Below are 17434 nucleotides of genomic sequence, written 5' to 3' on the forward strand. Positions count from 1 at the left end.
AATGGATACCTACACTGAAAACCAGGTAAGTAGCGCAGCAACACCTTCAAATTTTGGTCCGTCTGATATTGATCAGGTAGGTTCTGATAAGAGCCAGATACGACGGCGGCACCTCGACAAGTCGTTAAGTACTCCTTTTGCTAACTGGGAGAACGATGCTAATAAAGTTGAATTTTATGTTGATCGATCAAACGTTCTAGGTCCGAAGATTTCAGAGTCTCGGGTCAACGAAGTATTGGCACGTCTACTGCCTGGTACAAATTTGGAAAATTTACTTGCTGGCGGGATGATGTCTATCGCTGAAGAAGCTTCAGTGACTGTAGTGTCTGCGCAGAATAAAATTTCTACCGGATCGGGTCAACAGATAAAAAGTAATGCTGACTTAGAGCAGCTGTTACGTACAAAGCAATCTAAGGAGTACATGGAACAATTTGAAAAATCGGTAGACCAAGCCGATAAAGCGAGAAAAGGGGGGATTTTTTCCGCAGTTTTTGATTGGGTAATAGGTGCCGCAGAAGTGGTATATGGTGCATTTAAAATCGCGGCAGCACTGGCAACTTTCGATCCTCTATCTTTAGCAGCAGGGGTCTCTTACGTCACGGCGGGTGTTGCCTGTTTAGTCAAGGCCGCGGCAGAGACCTGTCTGTTGGCCGGTGTAGGGGATAAAAAAACACTAGATCAAGTGATTGAAAAAGCAGGAGAAGTGCAATTTGGCTTTGAGATGGCGGCAATGGCGTTAGATGTCTTGCAGATTGGTAGAATGGTTAAAGGTGCTTATACTGTGGTTAAAGGAGCATCAAGTGCTCTGAAAGAGGGAGCTGCTGAAGCACTAAGCGCAGTTTCCAGTACAGCAACAAAAGGCTCTGCTAATCTTTTTTTACAAGAGAGTGTCCAACGTACGGCAACAGTTGTAGCGAGAACAGCGACTGAACAAATGACGGGTACGATAGGAAAATCTTTGACTAAAGAGGTGATGGAAAAACTGGTCGTTGAAGTTATTGAAAAGGCCGTGGTTAAGACAATTCAGAAGGGAGCTCGACTTTCAGCCAAGAAATTGACCCAGCAGATTATACTGAGTCTATGTAAAGACATGTCCCTCAAGATGCTTAAAAATGTGATGTTGAGTTCTAACGTGTTAGCTGTTGTGTCCGGTGCAGCACACGGGGGGCAGGCTATCAGTAAACATGCTCATGCTGTTATTAACAATAACATTGAAAAACAAATAAACGATCTGAGTGCTAGTCGAAGTGTCCTGGAATGGATGCAAGAGTGGGCTAAAGAGATACAAGAAAGACAACAGAGCGTAATGGAAAATGCAAATAAACAAACTCAAGACACTGTGCAATTTATCGTAGACAACAATATCAAATTTACTCAATTAGGGTTATCAGCATCATTTATATAGAGAGGAAGTTATTATGTGCAAGATAACAACAGTAGACCAAGTGTATTCAAATGCACTCGGTGAAACAAAAAATGTTAATGAACTGGATCAAGATAAGCGTCTAGCGACCTCCATTTCTGATCTTCTCATGAATATGGATCAGCTAATGATTGAGGTAAAAAAACTTTTTAATAAATTGGCTCAAACTGCATCTGAAACTCTTACGGCGAATGTATTGGCTGAATTTAAGATGATGGTAAAAAACTTCGAGACTAAATTGGAAGCAGCAGAAAAGCAGCGAAAGGCGGGTAATGTTGAAGCTATTATAGGCATAGTGATGGGAGTGATCGGAGTAGCCGCTGCGGGCAGTAGTTTCAAACTCACAGAACTGGTCAATAGTTTAGCTCAAATGGCAGATAAACTTGTAACGAGTGTTGGAAAAATTCCAGTTAATTCGATCAATAACCAAGTAAATATCGATAGAGCAAACGCTGATATGCAAGAAAAGATGGCGCAGCAAATTCAAAAATTGGTGCAGGAATCTATCAATAAGATTCGGGATTATCTTAAGCAGTTGCAAGATACGTGTGAAACAATTATGCGAGCAAATACGGGTGCTATGACAAAAGCAATGGGGGGATGAGAGAAAACCATGACAGATCCCATCGCTAATTACTTAAATCAGGGAGGGATCCCTGTGCAACCCTCCTATTTTTTGGGCAGTAAAATATTATTAGGCTACCAGTTCGAATACGATAACTACAAAATCACTTATCGTATCGAACAGGGTGGCTTGATAATATGTGACTTGGCACGCTTGGACGATGAAACAACGTCCCCAACAGGATTATTACGCTTATTTTCTTTGCTGAAAAAAATGACCCTGGAAAAAGGTGAACTCACTGAAATAAAAGGCATGGTGATCGATAATGTCTTTGATGACAAGCTGCATGAAATAAGGGCGAGATTGATCCAACTATTATTGAAAAAAGGTGCTGAATTTTCAACAGATGAAAATGGCGACAACTGGCTAGTGTTCAGCCTAAATAAGCTAAGAGCCTGTTCCAAATCTTCTTGAGCGACGCTCAGACGAGAAAAAACGGGCGAAAAAGCGCAGTTTACTCTTTGTATATAACAAAAAAGGGAGTAAATGAGCATTTTGAGCGCGTTTTTGACGAATTACTTGACCAAAACACGGCGAGCACAAGAGATTTCGAACAGGCTCTAAGGCATAATGGTGAAGAATTATCGAAAAATTAATGGGCGATAAACGAAAATTGCACATCTGATAAAGTAAACATCTTCTTGTTTACTTTTTTTATGTCTGTAATAAGTTGCGACAAATTAATACACAATATTATTACTATTATGCTAAGTAAAAAGGCATAGTATTCGTCAATTCTTAATGTTCAGAAACATAATATTTTATTACTGTCAGTAAAATTGATTGTGCTAAAGGGAGATGAGCGATGAGTATTCATTATAAAGCAACCCATCATCGAGAAAACACGTCACTTACGGAGAAACTGGCACGGTTGGCAGTGCATGATAACGGTAGTCTCGATGCAAAACAGCTTTATGCACGGGGTTATCAAGCATGGCAAGAAGAAAATTATGCAGCGGCATTAGTCGATTTTTCTTGGTTGGCATTAAATTATCCTTATGAACGGCGTTTTCATTTAGCAATGGCAGGAGCATTGCAAATGGAAAAAGAATATATTGCTGCCTTAGCTTGTTACCACTATGCCCAAACCTTAGAGCCTTGTGATCCAGAGCCAATATATCAGATGGCGATTTGTTTGCAGAAACTGGGAGAAGGAACCGACGCCAGAGAAGCATTGCAAACAGCGATTGAAATGAGTTATTGCGATCCCGCTTATGCGGTGACAAGGGAAAAGGCTAATCGGTTACTTGCCGAGATTTAATACCCTGTATTTACCATTTTCATCATCTTTGGAGGAAATATGGGCGAGGTTTGTGGCAGAGCTATGCCTCAGGGCGTTTGTGACAGAGCTATGTCTATACAGGGCGATACAGATTATCATTCTTTCGCAATAGATGAAAAACCAACACTTATCGCACCCGGTTTTGAGGTGATAAATATACAGCAAGCAAAGATCGCGAAGACTGAGCATAATAAGTCCCTGGTTGAATTTTCTCGTCGTGCATTTTACTTAAATATTGGTAAGTTAGTCTTATCCGCTTTAGGACTTACTGCAGCCTTTGCAGCAATAGTAGCAACGGGCGTGGCATGCCCGATTCTGCCAGTAGTACTGGCTGGTGTTTATTTTATGGTCGTTTCGGCCGATTTTTTATGCGCATGGCATGATTTGGAAGCCGCTAAATCTGGCCATGCGCTGTTGCCTATGCATTCTGATTCTATCGCTAACCTATTTTTTAAAATATTCAGTTGCTGCGGTATGTCGCGTAGAAACAATCTTAAATATTCATCCATAATTGCATCTGTTACTCGTGTGTCTCTTATCGTTGTCGGAGGAACCTCCAGTATAGTTAAGGTTGCCGCCATGCCTCCAGCAGTCATTATGGGGATCACTTGGCTACTTAATGTGATGACCCTGCTTAAAGCAGGGATAGAGGCATATTTCAATAGAAAAGAACCAAAAGAAGATAGCGAAACCGAACCTTCTTCTCAACAGCAAACAAACGTTACAACGCTTTTTCAAGAAGAATACCTCGCCGCTTTACAACGAGCTGAGGCAGCTGAAGGTAGATTTAGATCATTACAAACACTGTTAATGTCATCCAAGGTAGACAACATAGATCATGGACCCTCTATTTTTACTGTTCCTACTGGAGATTGATAAACATCACACCCTCTCAAATATCTCGAAAAACATATACATTGGGCAAAATAATAGGCACAGACTAAGTTAAATATTATTAAATTTCCCATCCAACTTATAATAAAACCGATATATATTATCCTTATTTTTTGTAAGGATAGTCCTCTTGTTTATAATAGAAACAATCTGTGATTTATATTTAATCACTATGATACATTCTATTTTTTTCTAAAAATGCAATAAGTAAAAACCATTAGATAATAAAGATTGATTGATTCATTATCACAAATATACCCTTCGCTTTTCAAGTTACGGCGGCGTTGGTTGCTCGCACTCATCCCAGTCATGTACTACCTGTACACGCCTGGGATTCGATTGATTGCCGCCTTGCCGTAACTCGAAATTCATTGGGTATAAATGATATGAAAATATAATAAAAATATTCTAATTGATTATTTTTTATATTCGCAAGTGTGATATTTTATTGCTATTCGTAAAATTAGTCGGCCAGTGGAGAATTATTTGTGAATATTTCTTACCAAGCTGCGAATAATCGAAAAAAAATTTCCCGTACTAATTTATTGACAACACGACAAGAAGTTCACCATGACGATGGACTAGATGCGGAACAACTCTATGCCCGTGGCTATGAGGCATGGCAAAAAAAAGATTATGTGGCGGCATTGACCGATTTTACCTGGCTAACGCAACATTATCCTGGAGAACGCCGCTTTCATTTGGCCATGGCGGGTGCTTTACAGATGCAAGGAGAGTATCTCAAAGCATTAACCTGTTACGACCATGCACAGGCATTAGATATTTGCGACCCAGCACCGTTATGTGAAATGGCAGTCTGTTTACAAGCTCTGGGAAGAAAAGCAGATGCTAGAGAAGTACTGCAAACAGTGATTGAAATAAGCTACGTTGATCCTGCTTATACAACGATAAGAGAAAAAGCAAATCGATTATTGGCTAAAATTTAATGTATATATGTAGCGAGGTAAAACAGTATGTTAAATCCTACAACATCTATTAAGATTATTGGCGATGAAATAGATAAAAGAAATTATAACCATGATGTAGTAGCGTCCGATAAATTAGAAATCCCATTGCCTTCTAAGGAGGGGTTAGAAAAGGAAAGATTGCCAGGAAATATAACACCGCTTGAAAAAGAACAAGAAATTATTGCGGTTACTACCGTTCTTAGGGATCTTTGCCATCCAGGAGCTTCAAATAGTGATAAGGTAGGATTAGAAGAGACAATACCGCCAAGAGATGTAGCATTTCTTAAAAAAGAAAACTTAAAAATTATTAAGGTTAGCGAAGCCTTGAGGGGATTGCGAAAAACGCTTATGGCTACAATTCTTCCTGCAACGGCAGTGGTGGTAGCTGCAATCGCAACAGTGTTAACTGGAGGGGCAACATCACCCTTTTTGATATTGGCCTGCGTCCAATTGGCAGTGGCCTTAGGTGATATCGGCTGTGAATATTATAATTTTAAGCAGAGTAAATCAGGAAAGGATGAGTTGTCTACCGGCAATGATTGTCTTGCTTTCCTTGTTAATAAAATTTTTGTTCTTCTCAAACTACCGGAAAAACAAGCTGCCATTGCATCGGCTGTGATTTCGGTAATTATCCGTGGGATTTTAGCTTTTCTGCCATCGTTCAGTCTATTTAGTGTTCCGAGTACTGTGGGGGGGCTGGCAACAGCAGCGCTCAACGTATTAAATTACGCCCTGAAATGCACTCAAATTGTTACAGAGGGATGTGATGCAGGAAGAGAGGCATCACTTGCACAGGCAGCGGCAAAATGTCAGGCAGAAATAGAATGTGCACAAAGAGAGGAAGAAGCCAATAGGCTAAAAAGGGCAGAAAGTAATAGCGAACTTATAGAGACCCTACTGGGTGCTTGCCATCACATACTCAAAGAAGCTTCCGCCAAGCGGCGTCATCGTGCCTATACATACGCATAAAGGATATCAATAAAATTCCATATACCTTATATCAGAAAATATGAGGTATACACCTGATGGGGTAATGCTTGAAATTGAGCAAGACTGTAAGAGTCAAGAGTCCTCCGGAGGTGAACATGAAATCAATTCAATTTATTTTATTCCGGCAAGACGGGACATTACGGTGTGGTAGTGAACGTAGCACCATACCCGTGGGTCACCTGGTTGTGGCAGATGAAAACGCCATTGCCTCTACTTTCTGCCGTAGCACATTGACCACCGTATTTTGTTACCCCATCGATTTATTACCGCTGTATCAAACACTGGCGGAACAGTCAGTACAATCTAAACAGCGTCAGCGCGTGGTATTTGAGACCTGTAAAATGTTGCCGCTACAAGCAGATATGATGCAGGCTGCTGAGCAGTTAACGCATATGGAACGTGGCGTATCATTGCGCTTTCTTTATCTCTATTGCCTAGGCATGGAAAACGCTTATTTCTCAAGCCTACTCAATTTGATCGTCGGAACCAATAATGAGCTGCTAGAATTCTTTGAGCAGAATAGTCTCAATCCTTGGAGTGTTTCGCGTTATGCCGATGAGCTGGGCATTTCAACCCGTAAACTTAATTTTCTTTTCTATCAGAAATTTGGTATGTCAGTAAAGCAATGGTTACTGGATCAGCGCTTGAAAAAAGGGTGTGAATTATTGCTTTCGACTCGTTTACGGGTAGCAGACATCGCTATGGAGTGTGGCTTTAGCAATCATGCTCACTTTTCTGACAGCTTTCGTCGCCGTTATCAGCAGTGTCCTTCACAGCTACGTACGTTGACGGATTAGGAGAAGCAAATGGACATTCAACAAATATTAGATAGTATTAGCCGTCAGATAGCACGAGCTTCTCAAAGTGTTGAAAATAAAATGTCGACTAGCGATTTGCAAAATCCGGTAGAAATGATGAAAATGCAGTTCGCTCTTCAGCAATATTCAAATTTTGTTTCTTTTGGAAGCTCAGTAACGAAAAAGATTTTCGATGTATGCAGTGGGATAATTGCTAAAATATGACATTATTGACTCAATCTTGTCGACAACTGGTGGTTGAAGCCGCTCTGGCTGGGGTTAATCACGGTTTGTTCAAAGAATCACGCACGATCCTGGAAGCCTTACCACTATTGGTGCCCGATCCTGAAGTGCGTTTGTTATGCCAGGCAATGTTATTATTTGGCTTGGGAGAACGTCAGCAAGCGTTGCAGTTACTGGAGAAAAGTCAATCGGCAGACGCTTTGGCACTACGTCAGTTATTAGCGCCGGAATTGTTTCCAGCAGATACACAGCAGCCGGGCCGTCTATCTCATTGATAGGAGAAATACATTATGAGTTATGTTCCTGTTGAAGCCATTGAAGCAGTGACCAAGCCTGTAGCGTCTCAAGCGCCACTTAACGCTACTCAGAAACAAATTGATACTTTCACGCAGATGCTTAATGCTCAACCTATGACACTAGAAAAAACGGCATCCGATCAAGTAACAATAGGACGTATTGATGTGGAAGTGAATCTACTGGCGAAAGTCGTTGGGAAAGGTGGTGAATGTATTAACAAATTGGTCAATATGTCATGAGAATAATGCAACGTGGTGTAGTGATGTTACTGATAGTGTTATCACTTGCCGGTTGTAAGGTCGAGCTGTATTCCGGTTTAGCCGAGAATGAAGCCAATCAGATGCTTGCGCTGTTGATGTTGCACAGTATCAGTGCCGAAAAAGAGCAGGAAAAAGGTGGAACGGTGGCACTGAAAGTTGACCGCGATCACTTTATCAATGCGGTTGAGTTACTGCGGCAAAACGGTTATCCACGCAAAAGTTATGTGACTGTCGATCAGCTCTTTCCTTCTAACCAGTTGGTCACGTCACCGGTGCAAGAACAAGCCAAAATGGTTTATCTGAAGGAGCAGCAATTAGAAAGCATGCTGAGTCATATGGACGGTGTGATCCGTGCTGATGTGACCATTGCCATAGCCGCACCTACCGACGGCAAAAGCAGTGTGCCAAATGCTGCCTCGGTGTTTATCAAATTTTCGCCAGAAGTTAACCTGGAAAGCTACAGCTCACAGATAAAAAGTTTGATTCATGATGCTATCCCAGGTATTGATTATGAACAAATCAGTGTATTGATGCAGCCCGCTAATTTTCGTTTTAGCGCGCAAACAGCACAATTGAAGCCAGCCCATTCGTGGAATATTCAATGGTTGTTGGCAAACGTCAAAACGGTTCAGATTGTATTGGCAGGGTTGGGTGTGTTAATCGGTGCTTTGGCGTTTATCGCTTGGATAAAATATTTACGCAGATGATGGTATTTGATTATGGTTGACCCACAGAGAGTTTCTGATCATAACAGCATGCCTGAACAATCGGTGGCTGTCGAACGACGGACAATTTCCGGTCAACAGATGCCCCTTAACCAACCGGTAATACGGTTACACCAATTGGCTTGGCAACCCGTGCGTTTCGCGCATCCATTGTGGCTCGTCAGAATGGGGTTACAGAGTAAAAAATACCGTTATGGAGACTGTCATGCGCGTGATCGGGCTGTAAACCGGTGTTTGATCCGTTTGCGTGGTTTTCCCAGGCAACCCCTTCCTGCCGTTTTAACGGATAAACAAATCGCACAAATGGCATTAGAGCCACGACTGGATGCATTATGTATGGCATTGGGGTTGGTGAGTTTGCGTTGCACTGACTATTTGCGGATACGCAGCTATCGAGAGGTGTTACATCCGTTGTTAACTGATGAGCATCTGTGTCAACTTTTAGGCATGGGTTGTCCAGGAGGGCGCGCAGCTATCTTTAGTCCACAGCAATTACCCGCTGTCGCATTACAGCTCGGTCGCGGTATTTTGCATGCGACAACGTCAGCGGCGATCACCTGGCAGGCTTTATCTATTTTGTTACCGCCTCTGCCACGTGCTCTGTGGCTACCATCGGCAGATCTCTGGTTAGCCAGACTGGAACGTCTATTATGAATCCATTCCACATCAGTATACAAAAGCGTCATTACGTTTTACCGCTTGGTACTTATATCCCCGCAGATATCTTTAAAAAAATAGATATTAGCCTGGAAATAGAGGCACAGGCTCACGCGCGGGCACAATTGATTGTGCAGCAAGCAGAAAAAGAAAAAAAAGCACTCTTGGCTGCCGCTCAACAGCAGGCGACAGAAATCGTGGAGCAAAAGCGGATTGAAATGGAAAGCACCTTGCTGCAACGCCATGTTAACTGGTTAGTTCAGGCTGAACAGCTTGATAAGGTGCTGGTGGAACAGGCACGCAGCAGGATCATGCAAGCGATCACGACTGTGGTCCAATCCTGGGCAGGTGAACAGTCGGTCGATAAGATTTTGATCACGCGTCTGAGTGATCAGGTTGAGGAAATGGCGGAACAAGGGGTGATGATACTCAGTGCCCATCCACAACAACTCACCGCGTTAGAGCAAGCGATGGGCGATCGACTCAAGCTGCGTGCCGACGCTAATCTCGCGCCGGATCAAGCGATTTTGGCTTCACCACTGCTTTCGCTGAAAATCTCGCTCAGTGATCATTTGTCGCAGTTAGTATCATGGCTACATGAGTCATCGGTGATATTACAGGATGAAAGTTAATGGTTACACCACTCAACTCGGTGCAAGGTATTCAGCCAGTTATTCACCGTAACGATCCGCATCCCGGGCAGCCTCATGACGAGGGTCAAGTTTTAAATGCCAGCTCAATAATGAGTCTTATCGCCGAAGAAACAAGGGCTGGAGCATTGTACGAAACCGTAGAAGAAATGAGCCTGCTCTTAGGCACAAGACGGCAAGATGAGAAACAGGCAAAAACCACACGTCAAGAGCGCAGTATGCAGGCCTTGTTGGCACTGATTCAGAAAATGCTTGAGAGCAGTGGCGATAAAAACCTATTAGCAAAATTCTCCTTTGCTGGGCAGGATAGCGAGTTAAATCGCGCCCAGAAAATGTTACAGATCAGTTCCCTGTTATTGCAGTACCACGATAATCCCGCACGTCGCCGTACCTTGTCTCAACAATTGGCAGCATTGATGGAAGAAGCCGGTTGGGAAGTCGAGTTGTTTGGTTTGTTAGAATTCGGTCAGCTCAATCCGGCTGCGTTGCGCCAGATGAAACGGCTGTTTCAACAAAGCATTGATGATGAAGAAGAGCAATCACTCGATGAATGGTTTAAACGGGTAAGCCGGTGGCAGGATCGTAAACGTAAGATCCGCGTATTGTTGCGTGCGTTAGCGTTTGATATGAGCACTCAACCACCCACCTCCAGGCGAAGCCATCGATTGGCTGCCATGCTCCGCCAACTGCGGCGTGTGCTGCTGTTTCTTGGATTAGAAGATCATTGTAACCAGGTTGGGTGTGCATGTGGTTTGCAAGGGGAAGTGGTGTTGCAGGAAGTATTGACTATTGTTGGGCAATCGTGGCTATTCAGTGAATGGTTACAGCAGCGGTTTTCTCAATTGGAACAGTTAACACCGCAGCGACAACCCGGTTTTGTCTTGCGATTATGTGAGCTGTTTAAACTGATGCCAGCGACCTGCTTTAAAGATGATGATCAACGTGAGCAAATACTAGAGACGTTGGTTAATTTTGAATCCTCATGAGTGTTTTCCTCTGCTAGACTGGAGAGGGCACTTTTTGAATCCTCATGAGTGTTTTCCTCTGCTAGACTGGAGAGGGCACTCAATTATCTATCAGAACCTGTTCTAAATCTTTCTCGCTGTGCTCAGAAGAGGAAAAAACGGGCGAAGGCGCGCGGTTTACTCTTTGTATACAACAAAAGGGAGTCAATGAACATGTTGAGCGCGTTTTTAACGGTGTATCAGCGAGTACGAGAGATGTCGAACAGGTTTTAAGCGGAGCCGAGAGTGGATATGGATTTGGTAATGACCCGCAATTTGCAATTATTTGTTAAATTAGCGGAATTACCCTGTAAAGCGGTTGCATCCTGTATGGAATGGCGCATAGGTCAGCGTGCAGTATTTATTGAGATTAAGCAGCAAAGGTTACTACTGACGACGGGGCGTTTAAAAGCCATGCCGAGTCTCGATGAATTGCGTACTTTACAGCAACGTTGGCGGCTTGAGCGTTTTCAGGGTATCCCGCAACGCATCTATCGATTGGGTACGGGTATTATGGTAAGTTGCTGTCCTCATGCCGCTGCTGGCGCTGAATTCTGGTATCAACTCTATAAGCAGCAATGTGTACTACTTAGATCTCTTCAAGGCGAATGGTCATAATGTTCGAACCAATTAAACGTGGGCTAATGCTGATAGTTGCCCGGCAAGATATATTTCTGGCGGTGATGTTGTTGGTCGCCATCTTTATGATGATCCTGCCATTGCCGACGGCATTGGTCGATGTGTTGATTGTTATCAATCTCGCGCTTTCCGTTACTTTATTGATGATTGCGATTTACTTACGTGATCCGCTGGATTTTTCGGTTTTTCCTTCATTGTTGTTGATTACCACCTTATATCGGCTGGCATTAACCATCAGTACCAGCCGTTTGGTATTGCTACAGCATGATGCGGGAGAAATTGTTGAGGCGTTTGGTCAATTTGTCGTGGGTGGAAATCTCACCGTGGGTTTGATCATCTTTACCATTATCACCGTGGTACAGTTTATTGTCATCACCAAGGGTTCTGAACGGGTAGCCGAAGTCAGCGCACGCTTTTCTCTCGATGGGATGCCAGGCAAACAGATGAGCATCGATGGTGATTTGCGAGCAGGTGTTATCGACGCCGCGGAAGCGGGTCGCCAGCGGGCGAGGGTGCAAAAAGAGAGTCGGCTATTTGGTGCCATGGATGGTGCGATGAAATTTGTTAAAGGTGATGCTATCGCTGGCATCATTGTTATTTTAGTCAATATTATTGGCGGTATTGCCATCGGTGTTTTTCAGCATCAGATGTCGGCAGGAGATGCGGTACAGACTTATTCCGTGCTTTCCGTGGGTGATGGGTTAGCGGCGCAAATTCCTTCATTGCTGATTTCGATTACTGCCGGGATTGTGGTTACACGTGTTCCTGCCGATGAAAAGCAGAGTCTGGCGAAAGATGTGGCCAGTCAGATTGTTCGACAACCAGAAGCATTGTGGATGGCTGCAGGACTACTGTTGATGTTTGCGTTATTGCCTGGCTTTCCGTTTCTAGATTTCGCCGGGCTGGCGGCACTTATTGTGGCCCCGGCTTTTATTATCTACCGTAAAAAACGCCGTGGCACGCAAGCAGGCAATAGCATGAGTGTGGACGGTGAAGATGTTGACTATCAGGAAGGCGCAGAAATGACACCAGGGGCAGTACCACTGATGTTGTACTGTTCTACCAATCTGCATCACAAGGATTTAAAGCGTGATGTGGACGGACTCCGTTGGCGACGTTTTGAATATCTTGGCGTGCCGCTCCCTGAGGTGGTGATACGTTGTGATCCTTCTTGGGCGGATAACAGTTTATCGATTCGTGTTTATCAAGAGCAGGTACTTAAACTGGTGTTACCGCCTGACGATCTGTTGCTCAATACGCCTAATGTACAATTAGGATCACGTAGCGAGACACTGGCTCATAATATAGGCGAATTACATTGGATCCCCGCCTCCCAGAAAGAACGCGCAAAAACGCTAGGTATCCCCTATACCGAAGGGAATCAACGTATCATTCACTGTTTGAAACGGGTGTTGGAACGCCATACCTCAGAGTTTATCGGTGTGCAGGAAGCACGTTATTTAATGGATGCGATGGAAGGGCGTTATGCCGAACTGGTGAAAGAATTACAACGTCAGATGCCCGTAGGCAAAGTGACAGAGATTTTACAACGGCTAGTAGAAGAAGGTATTTCAATCCGTGACTTACGGACGATTTTTGGTGCTTTGGTGGAATGGGCACCCAAAGAAAAAGATATCATCATGTTGACAGAATATGCGCGTATTGCTTTGCGCCGTCATCTCTGTTTACGTTTCGGTAAGGGTAACAGTTGGTTGCCAGCGTTGCGTATTGGTGAGGGAGTCGAAAATCTTATCCGTGAATCTATCCGCCAGACTTCTGCGGGAACCTATTCGTCGTTGGATCCAAAGCAATCACGTTTGATCTTGGATAAAATTAAAGCTGCTGTTGAAGAGCACCCTGATGTTGCATTATTAACGGCTATTGATGTACGCCGTTTTTTGCGCAAAATTATTGAACGTGACATGTTTATCTTACCCGTGCTTTCCTGGCAGGAATTGGGTGATGAAATTAATATTAAAGTGGTGGGTATGGTTGAGCTGATTGGGGAAGAACTCGATGAATTTGCCTGATATTCATCTACTGAGTGCAAATTTACAACGGCAATTGAGTTTTGCAACCTCACCGCCGAGTGGCTTAAGTTACAGTGGTTCGATACTGGATGTCGGGCCCACTTTGCTGCGCGCTAGCTTGCCAGGAGTCAGCATGGGGGAACTTTGCCGCATAGAGCCTGAGGGGATACTGGCTGAAGTGGTTTCTATTGAACAACAGGTGGCACTGTTGTCACCTTTCTCCTCCTCCGAAGGGTTGCGTAGTGGGCAAAGAGTGTCTCCTTTAAGACATGCTCACCGTGTAGCGGTAGGATCGGGGTTAACGGGCCGAATCCTCGATGGGTTAGGGCAACCGATGGATAATGGTGCGCCATTGGGTGGCAATTGGCGTGAACTGGATCGTGCGCCCCCGGACCCGCTGACGCGTAATCCGATAGAAAAACCCTTGGTCACGGGTGTACGTGCAATTGATGCTATGTTGTGCTGTGGAGAAGGTCAGCGTATTGGCATTTTCGCTGCTGCGGGTGTTGGGAAAAGTACTTTACTCGGTATGTTGTGTGAGGGCAGTGATGCCGATGTGATGGTGCTAGCGCTGATCGGCGAGCGTGGACGTGAAGTCAGGGAATTTCTTGAACAGGTGCTGACAGAAAAAGCGCGCGCCCGCACGGTAATGGTGGTCGCAACGTCTGATCGTCCGGCATTGGAACGCCTCAAAGGTATCTACACAGCAACCACCATTGCCGAATATTATCGCGACCGGGGTTTAAAAGTATTATTGATGGCCGATTCGTTAACACGTTATGCCAGGGCGGCGCGCGAAATCGGCCTGGCCGCGGGTGAAACGCCAGCAGCCGGTAGTTTTCCTCCCAGCGTCTTTGCAGCGATGCCGCGTTTGCTGGAACGAACCGGCAATAGCGATCGCGGCAGTATTACTGCGTTTTACACGGTATTGGTCGAAGGGGATGATATGAACGAACCGGTAGCTGACGAAGTTCGCTCACTTTTGGATGGTCATATCGTTTTGTCACGGCAATTGGCAGGAGCGGGGCATTATCCAGCGATCGATATTGCGGCCAGTGTCAGCCGAATTATGCCACAGGTGGTATCCGCAAAGCATTTGGCACTGGCGCAAAAACTACGCCTGATACAGGCACGCTATCAGGAGATTGAATTATTGGTCCGTGTAGGTGAATATCAAACCGGTCATGATCCTGAGGCGGATGAAGCCTTGCGCCGTTATCCCGCGGTTTGTGCTTTTTTGCAACAGGGGAGAGAGACACATTGCGATCTGGAACAAACATTAAAGCAGCTCGAGCACGTGCTGGAGTCATAACCCTGGGCCGTTTGTTGGGGATCCGCGAGCGCAGGGAACAAAGTTTGCGTCGTGGTATTGCGCAGTATTGTCAACAACAAGCGGAGCTGAATGAGCAGCTAGCGGCCAGTCGTGTTAAACGTCAACAACTTTGCCAGCAATTACGTGAGCTGACACAATGGTGTGGTTTGTTAGCGCCGGCTGAATTCAGTGAACAAAAAGATCAATTACACCAGCTTTATCAACAAGAACGTGGTCAACAATCGCAAATTAGTGAATTGTTGGAACAAGGTCAGCAGCTTGCCGAAAAGGTAGAAGAACAACGAGCATTGTTGCAGCGTAATTTGCGTGAGCAGGAAAAACTACGGATACTGATTGAAGATGAGTCGAATCGATATTGAAGGTGCCATACCCGTGAGGGCAAGCATCGCTAATGACCCTAAACAGGGCGATCAGCGAGACCGAGAACGTTTTGCCGGTTATCTGCAACCACAGTTATCTCATAAATTGGTGGCAACTAAGGCCGCGCAACACGGATTGGCATCACCGGATCAGTGGGCGGATTACCGTATTGTTTCTGGGGTCCTTAATGGAACGCAAGTGCGTGTCACGCTAACCGCAAGCGGCTGGGTGTTACAGTTGCGCTGTTCCAACAGTAAGACGAAACGCTTGCTGTCCCGGTTCAAAGCGCGTTGGCAGCGCGCGCTAACACGGCTTGGTGTTCCCTGTTCGTTGGAGGTCGTTGATGCCGTTGAATCTATCCCCTGAGTTAACATCGTTAAGTTCACTACTGGGAGACGGCCGGACACAAAATGCGGTAACAGTGAGTCTGAAAGTGGTCGAAGGTGCTGGCGTTTATCTGCCGGTGACGCTGGATCGGGTTAGCGCTGGCGTTTGGCTGCCTCAACAAGAGTGGACTGACTGGCTAGAAACTGTGCTTGCTGTTCCTGACGCCAGCTGTCTGGACGAGGATTTATTGGTTGGTGTGTCTCACTGGGCGCTTGCGCCATTAACATCGGTATTTCTTCCATTGGCGGTGACTGATCAGTTGCCGCGTGAAGAGCATTTATTAAAACAGTGGGCAGTGGTCTGCACGTTTAGCCAGGAAGATCGGCAATTTCATGCTGTGTTAGTCGATTGGCCGTTGCGGGTGTTATCTCAAATTTTAGCGGATTGGCCACGTAATAAATCGTCTGCGTCAGGTGAGCGTCTACCATTGCAGTATCAATGCGGATTGGTGGTGGGTTGGTGTCGCTTATCGTTGGTACAATTGCAAAGGATTCACGTTGGTGATGGGTTGCGGTTATCTGCTGCTGCCGATCTTGAGGGGGGCTGCTGCTGGTTGTGGCAGGTCGCGGGGCCGCAGATTCATATCAGGTTAAGTGAGGAAAACCAGATGACAATACTAAATATAAATCAGGATATTGATGAATTACTGGAGCTGGATAGTGCCGCTCTGTCGCCATCAAAAAACCAATCCGTTTCTTTACATCAATTGCCTCAGACACTAACGATGGAGATTGGCTGCCTCACCCTCCCGACGGCTAAAATTGGTCAACTCAAGGTGGGGCAGACATTGAACTGTCAAAGCAATCACTACGGTGAAGTCAGCATTCGATTACGTGGGCAGCCAGTAGGCTCTGGCTGCCTAGTCAGCTGTGACGATGAATTATTGGTGAAAATCGAACAGTGGTGGCTAACACCTTAGTGGTATAAACAACAAGCCCTAGTGGAATCGGCAATGGAATTACTTAATAGCTCCTACCAGTTGATCGTTTTGCTGTTTTTATTATCTGTATTACCACTCTTGGTGGTGATGGGGACGTCGTTTCTAAAGTTATCAGTGGTATTTTCTCTGCTACGTAACGCGCTCGGCGTGCAGCAAGTGCCGCCGAATATTGCTATTTATGGCCTGGCGTTAGTATTAACGGTGTTTATTATGGCACCGGTTGGGTTAGATGCGTATGAACGCCTGCAAGGAGAAAAATTGCCAGATGATATTGCCGCTCTTGCGCAAGAAATTGATAAAAAAGCATTGGAGCCTTATCGCGCTTTTTTACTGCGTCATACGGCGTCCGAACAAACCAGTTTTTTCTCTGATATCGTTAAAAACGATTGGCCGGAAAAATATCGCGATAAAATTAAATCTGATTCATTGCTGATATTGATGCCAGCCTTTACTGTCAGCCAACTGACAGAGGCGTTTAAAATTGGGCTATTACTCTATCTGCCTTTTGTGGCTATCGACCTCATTGTGTCTAATATATTACTGGCGATGGGAATGATGATGGTATCACCGATGACCATCTCTTTACCCTTTAAGCTACTTGTCTTTCTTATGGTCGGTGGGTGGCATCTGTTGTTGGGGCAATTAGTAGGATCATACACATGAGTAATGCCATTGTTGTTCAACTCACCACCCAGGTGTTGTGGATTGTTTTAATGCTTTCCATGCCAGTCGTGGTCGTTGCTTCAGTCGTTGGATTATTGATCAGCCTGTTTCAGGCCTTAACTCAGATACAGGACCAAACATTACAGTTTTTGCTTAAATTATTGGCAGTCTCGGTGACTTTGTTAGCCAGCTATCATTGGATGGGCAGTACGCTGTTGAACTATACCCACCAGGTTTTTTCACAAATCGGCAATATGCGTAACTGAA

General features: G+C 44.8%; 23 protein-coding genes. All 23 read left to right on the forward strand.

Annotation, left to right across the window (positions count from 1 at the left end; all coding sequences use genetic code 11):
• Position 1 precedes the first annotated feature (1 nt).
• Entirely contained in the window at positions 2-1405 is a 1404-nt protein-coding gene (gene sctE / locus AAHH42_RS09270) for a type III secretion system translocon subunit SctE (protein ID WP_072550222.1), read from the forward strand.
• Between the two features lie 13 nt (positions 1406-1418).
• Positions 1419-2027 (forward strand): hypothetical protein, encoded by a 609-nt coding sequence (locus AAHH42_RS09275; protein ID WP_072550223.1) that lies wholly within the window; start codon positions 1419-1421, stop codon positions 2025-2027.
• A 9-nt stretch (positions 2028-2036) separates the two neighbouring features.
• A complete protein-coding gene (locus AAHH42_RS09280) occupies positions 2037-2462 on the forward strand; it encodes a hypothetical protein (RefSeq protein WP_072550224.1) in 426 nt (141 codons plus the stop codon).
• Between the two features lie 391 nt (positions 2463-2853).
• Positions 2854-3309: a tetratricopeptide repeat protein gene (locus AAHH42_RS09285; RefSeq protein ID WP_072550225.1), complete on the forward strand. Its 456-nt coding sequence runs from the start codon at positions 2854-2856 to the stop codon at positions 3307-3309.
• Between the two features lie 63 nt (positions 3310-3372).
• On the forward strand, positions 3373-4206 hold the full coding sequence (locus AAHH42_RS09290; RefSeq protein ID WP_342220974.1) for a hypothetical protein: 834 nt from the start codon (positions 3373-3375) through the stop codon (positions 4204-4206).
• 506 nt (positions 4207-4712) lie between these two features.
• Complete coding sequence (locus tag AAHH42_RS09295; protein ID WP_083429597.1) at positions 4713-5171, forward strand: SycD/LcrH family type III secretion system chaperone; 459 nt, start codon at positions 4713-4715, stop codon at positions 5169-5171.
• A gap of 27 nt (positions 5172-5198) precedes the next feature.
• Positions 5199-6161, forward strand: coding sequence for a hypothetical protein (locus AAHH42_RS09300; protein ID WP_342220975.1), 963 nt, complete (start codon positions 5199-5201; stop codon positions 6159-6161).
• A 116-nt stretch (positions 6162-6277) separates the two neighbouring features.
• A complete protein-coding gene (locus AAHH42_RS09305; RefSeq protein ID WP_342220976.1) occupies positions 6278-6979 on the forward strand; it encodes an AraC family transcriptional regulator in 702 nt (233 codons plus the stop codon).
• Positions 6980-6988: 9 nt separating this feature from the next.
• Positions 6989-7204, forward strand: a complete 216-nt coding sequence (gene sctF, locus AAHH42_RS09310; RefSeq protein WP_342220977.1) for a type III secretion system needle filament subunit SctF — start codon at positions 6989-6991, stop codon at positions 7202-7204.
• A complete protein-coding gene (locus AAHH42_RS09315; protein WP_072550230.1) occupies positions 7201-7497 on the forward strand; it encodes an EscG/YscG/SsaH family type III secretion system needle protein co-chaperone in 297 nt (98 codons plus the stop codon). Before sctF ends, AAHH42_RS09315 begins: the two co-directional genes overlap by 4 nt.
• A 15-nt stretch (positions 7498-7512) precedes the next feature.
• Entirely contained in the window at positions 7513-7758 is a 246-nt protein-coding gene (sctI, locus tag AAHH42_RS09320; protein WP_072550231.1) for a type III secretion system inner rod subunit SctI, read from the forward strand.
• Positions 7755-8486, forward strand: a complete 732-nt coding sequence (gene ssaJ / locus AAHH42_RS09325; RefSeq protein WP_072550232.1) for an EscJ/YscJ/HrcJ family type III secretion inner membrane ring protein SsaJ — start codon at positions 7755-7757, stop codon at positions 8484-8486. The genes sctI and ssaJ overlap by 4 nt, the downstream gene beginning before the upstream one ends.
• Positions 8487-8585: 99 nt before the next feature.
• Complete coding sequence (locus AAHH42_RS09330) at positions 8586-9158, forward strand: type III secretion system domain-containing protein (protein WP_342222052.1); 573 nt, start codon at positions 8586-8588, stop codon at positions 9156-9158.
• Positions 9155-9793: a type III secretion protein gene (locus tag AAHH42_RS09335; RefSeq protein ID WP_072550233.1), complete on the forward strand. Its 639-nt coding sequence runs from the start codon at positions 9155-9157 to the stop codon at positions 9791-9793. The genes AAHH42_RS09330 and AAHH42_RS09335 overlap by 4 nt, the downstream gene beginning before the upstream one ends.
• On the forward strand, positions 9793-10797 hold the full coding sequence (locus AAHH42_RS09340) for a TyeA family type III secretion system gatekeeper subunit (RefSeq protein ID WP_083429598.1): 1005 nt from the start codon (positions 9793-9795) through the stop codon (positions 10795-10797). The genes AAHH42_RS09335 and AAHH42_RS09340 overlap by 1 nt, the downstream gene beginning before the upstream one ends.
• Positions 10798-11061: 264 nt before the next feature.
• Positions 11062-11433, forward strand: a complete 372-nt coding sequence (locus AAHH42_RS09345) for a type III secretion system protein (protein ID WP_072550234.1) — start codon at positions 11062-11064, stop codon at positions 11431-11433.
• The gene (locus tag AAHH42_RS09350; protein WP_072550235.1) at positions 11424-13484 is read left to right on the forward strand and encodes an EscV/YscV/HrcV family type III secretion system export apparatus protein; all 2061 of its coding nucleotides are present in this window, start codon (positions 11424-11426) and stop codon (positions 13482-13484) included. Before AAHH42_RS09345 ends, AAHH42_RS09350 begins: the two co-directional genes overlap by 10 nt.
• Positions 13471-14796, forward strand: coding sequence for an EscN/YscN/HrcN family type III secretion system ATPase (locus tag AAHH42_RS09355; RefSeq protein ID WP_342220978.1), 1326 nt, complete (start codon positions 13471-13473; stop codon positions 14794-14796). Before AAHH42_RS09350 ends, AAHH42_RS09355 begins: the two co-directional genes overlap by 14 nt.
• Positions 14745-15176, forward strand: coding sequence for a type III secretion protein (locus AAHH42_RS09360; protein WP_083429601.1), 432 nt, complete (start codon positions 14745-14747; stop codon positions 15174-15176). The genes AAHH42_RS09355 and AAHH42_RS09360 overlap by 52 nt, the downstream gene beginning before the upstream one ends.
• Positions 15157-15543, forward strand: a complete 387-nt coding sequence (locus AAHH42_RS09365) for a hypothetical protein (RefSeq protein WP_072550237.1) — start codon at positions 15157-15159, stop codon at positions 15541-15543. The genes AAHH42_RS09360 and AAHH42_RS09365 overlap by 20 nt, the downstream gene beginning before the upstream one ends.
• Positions 15521-16483 (forward strand): YscQ/HrcQ family type III secretion apparatus protein, encoded by a 963-nt coding sequence (locus AAHH42_RS09370; RefSeq protein WP_342220979.1) that lies wholly within the window; start codon positions 15521-15523, stop codon positions 16481-16483. The genes AAHH42_RS09365 and AAHH42_RS09370 overlap by 23 nt, the downstream gene beginning before the upstream one ends.
• A gap of 33 nt (positions 16484-16516) precedes the next feature.
• Positions 16517-17167, forward strand: coding sequence for a type III secretion system export apparatus subunit SctR (gene sctR / locus AAHH42_RS09375; RefSeq protein WP_119797307.1), 651 nt, complete (start codon positions 16517-16519; stop codon positions 17165-17167).
• Positions 17164-17433 carry an EscS/YscS/HrcS family type III secretion system export apparatus protein gene (locus AAHH42_RS09380; protein WP_072550240.1) on the forward strand — a complete coding sequence of 90 codons (270 nt, stop codon included), beginning with the start codon at positions 17164-17166 and terminating at the stop codon, positions 17431-17433. Before sctR ends, AAHH42_RS09380 begins: the two co-directional genes overlap by 4 nt.
• The last annotated feature ends 1 nt before the right edge of the window (position 17434 follow it).

Origin of the sequence: Candidatus Fukatsuia endosymbiont of Tuberolachnus salignus (genome assembly GCF_964030845.1) — a bacterium.
Lineage (GTDB): Bacteria > Pseudomonadota > Gammaproteobacteria > Enterobacterales > Enterobacteriaceae > Fukatsuia > Fukatsuia symbiotica.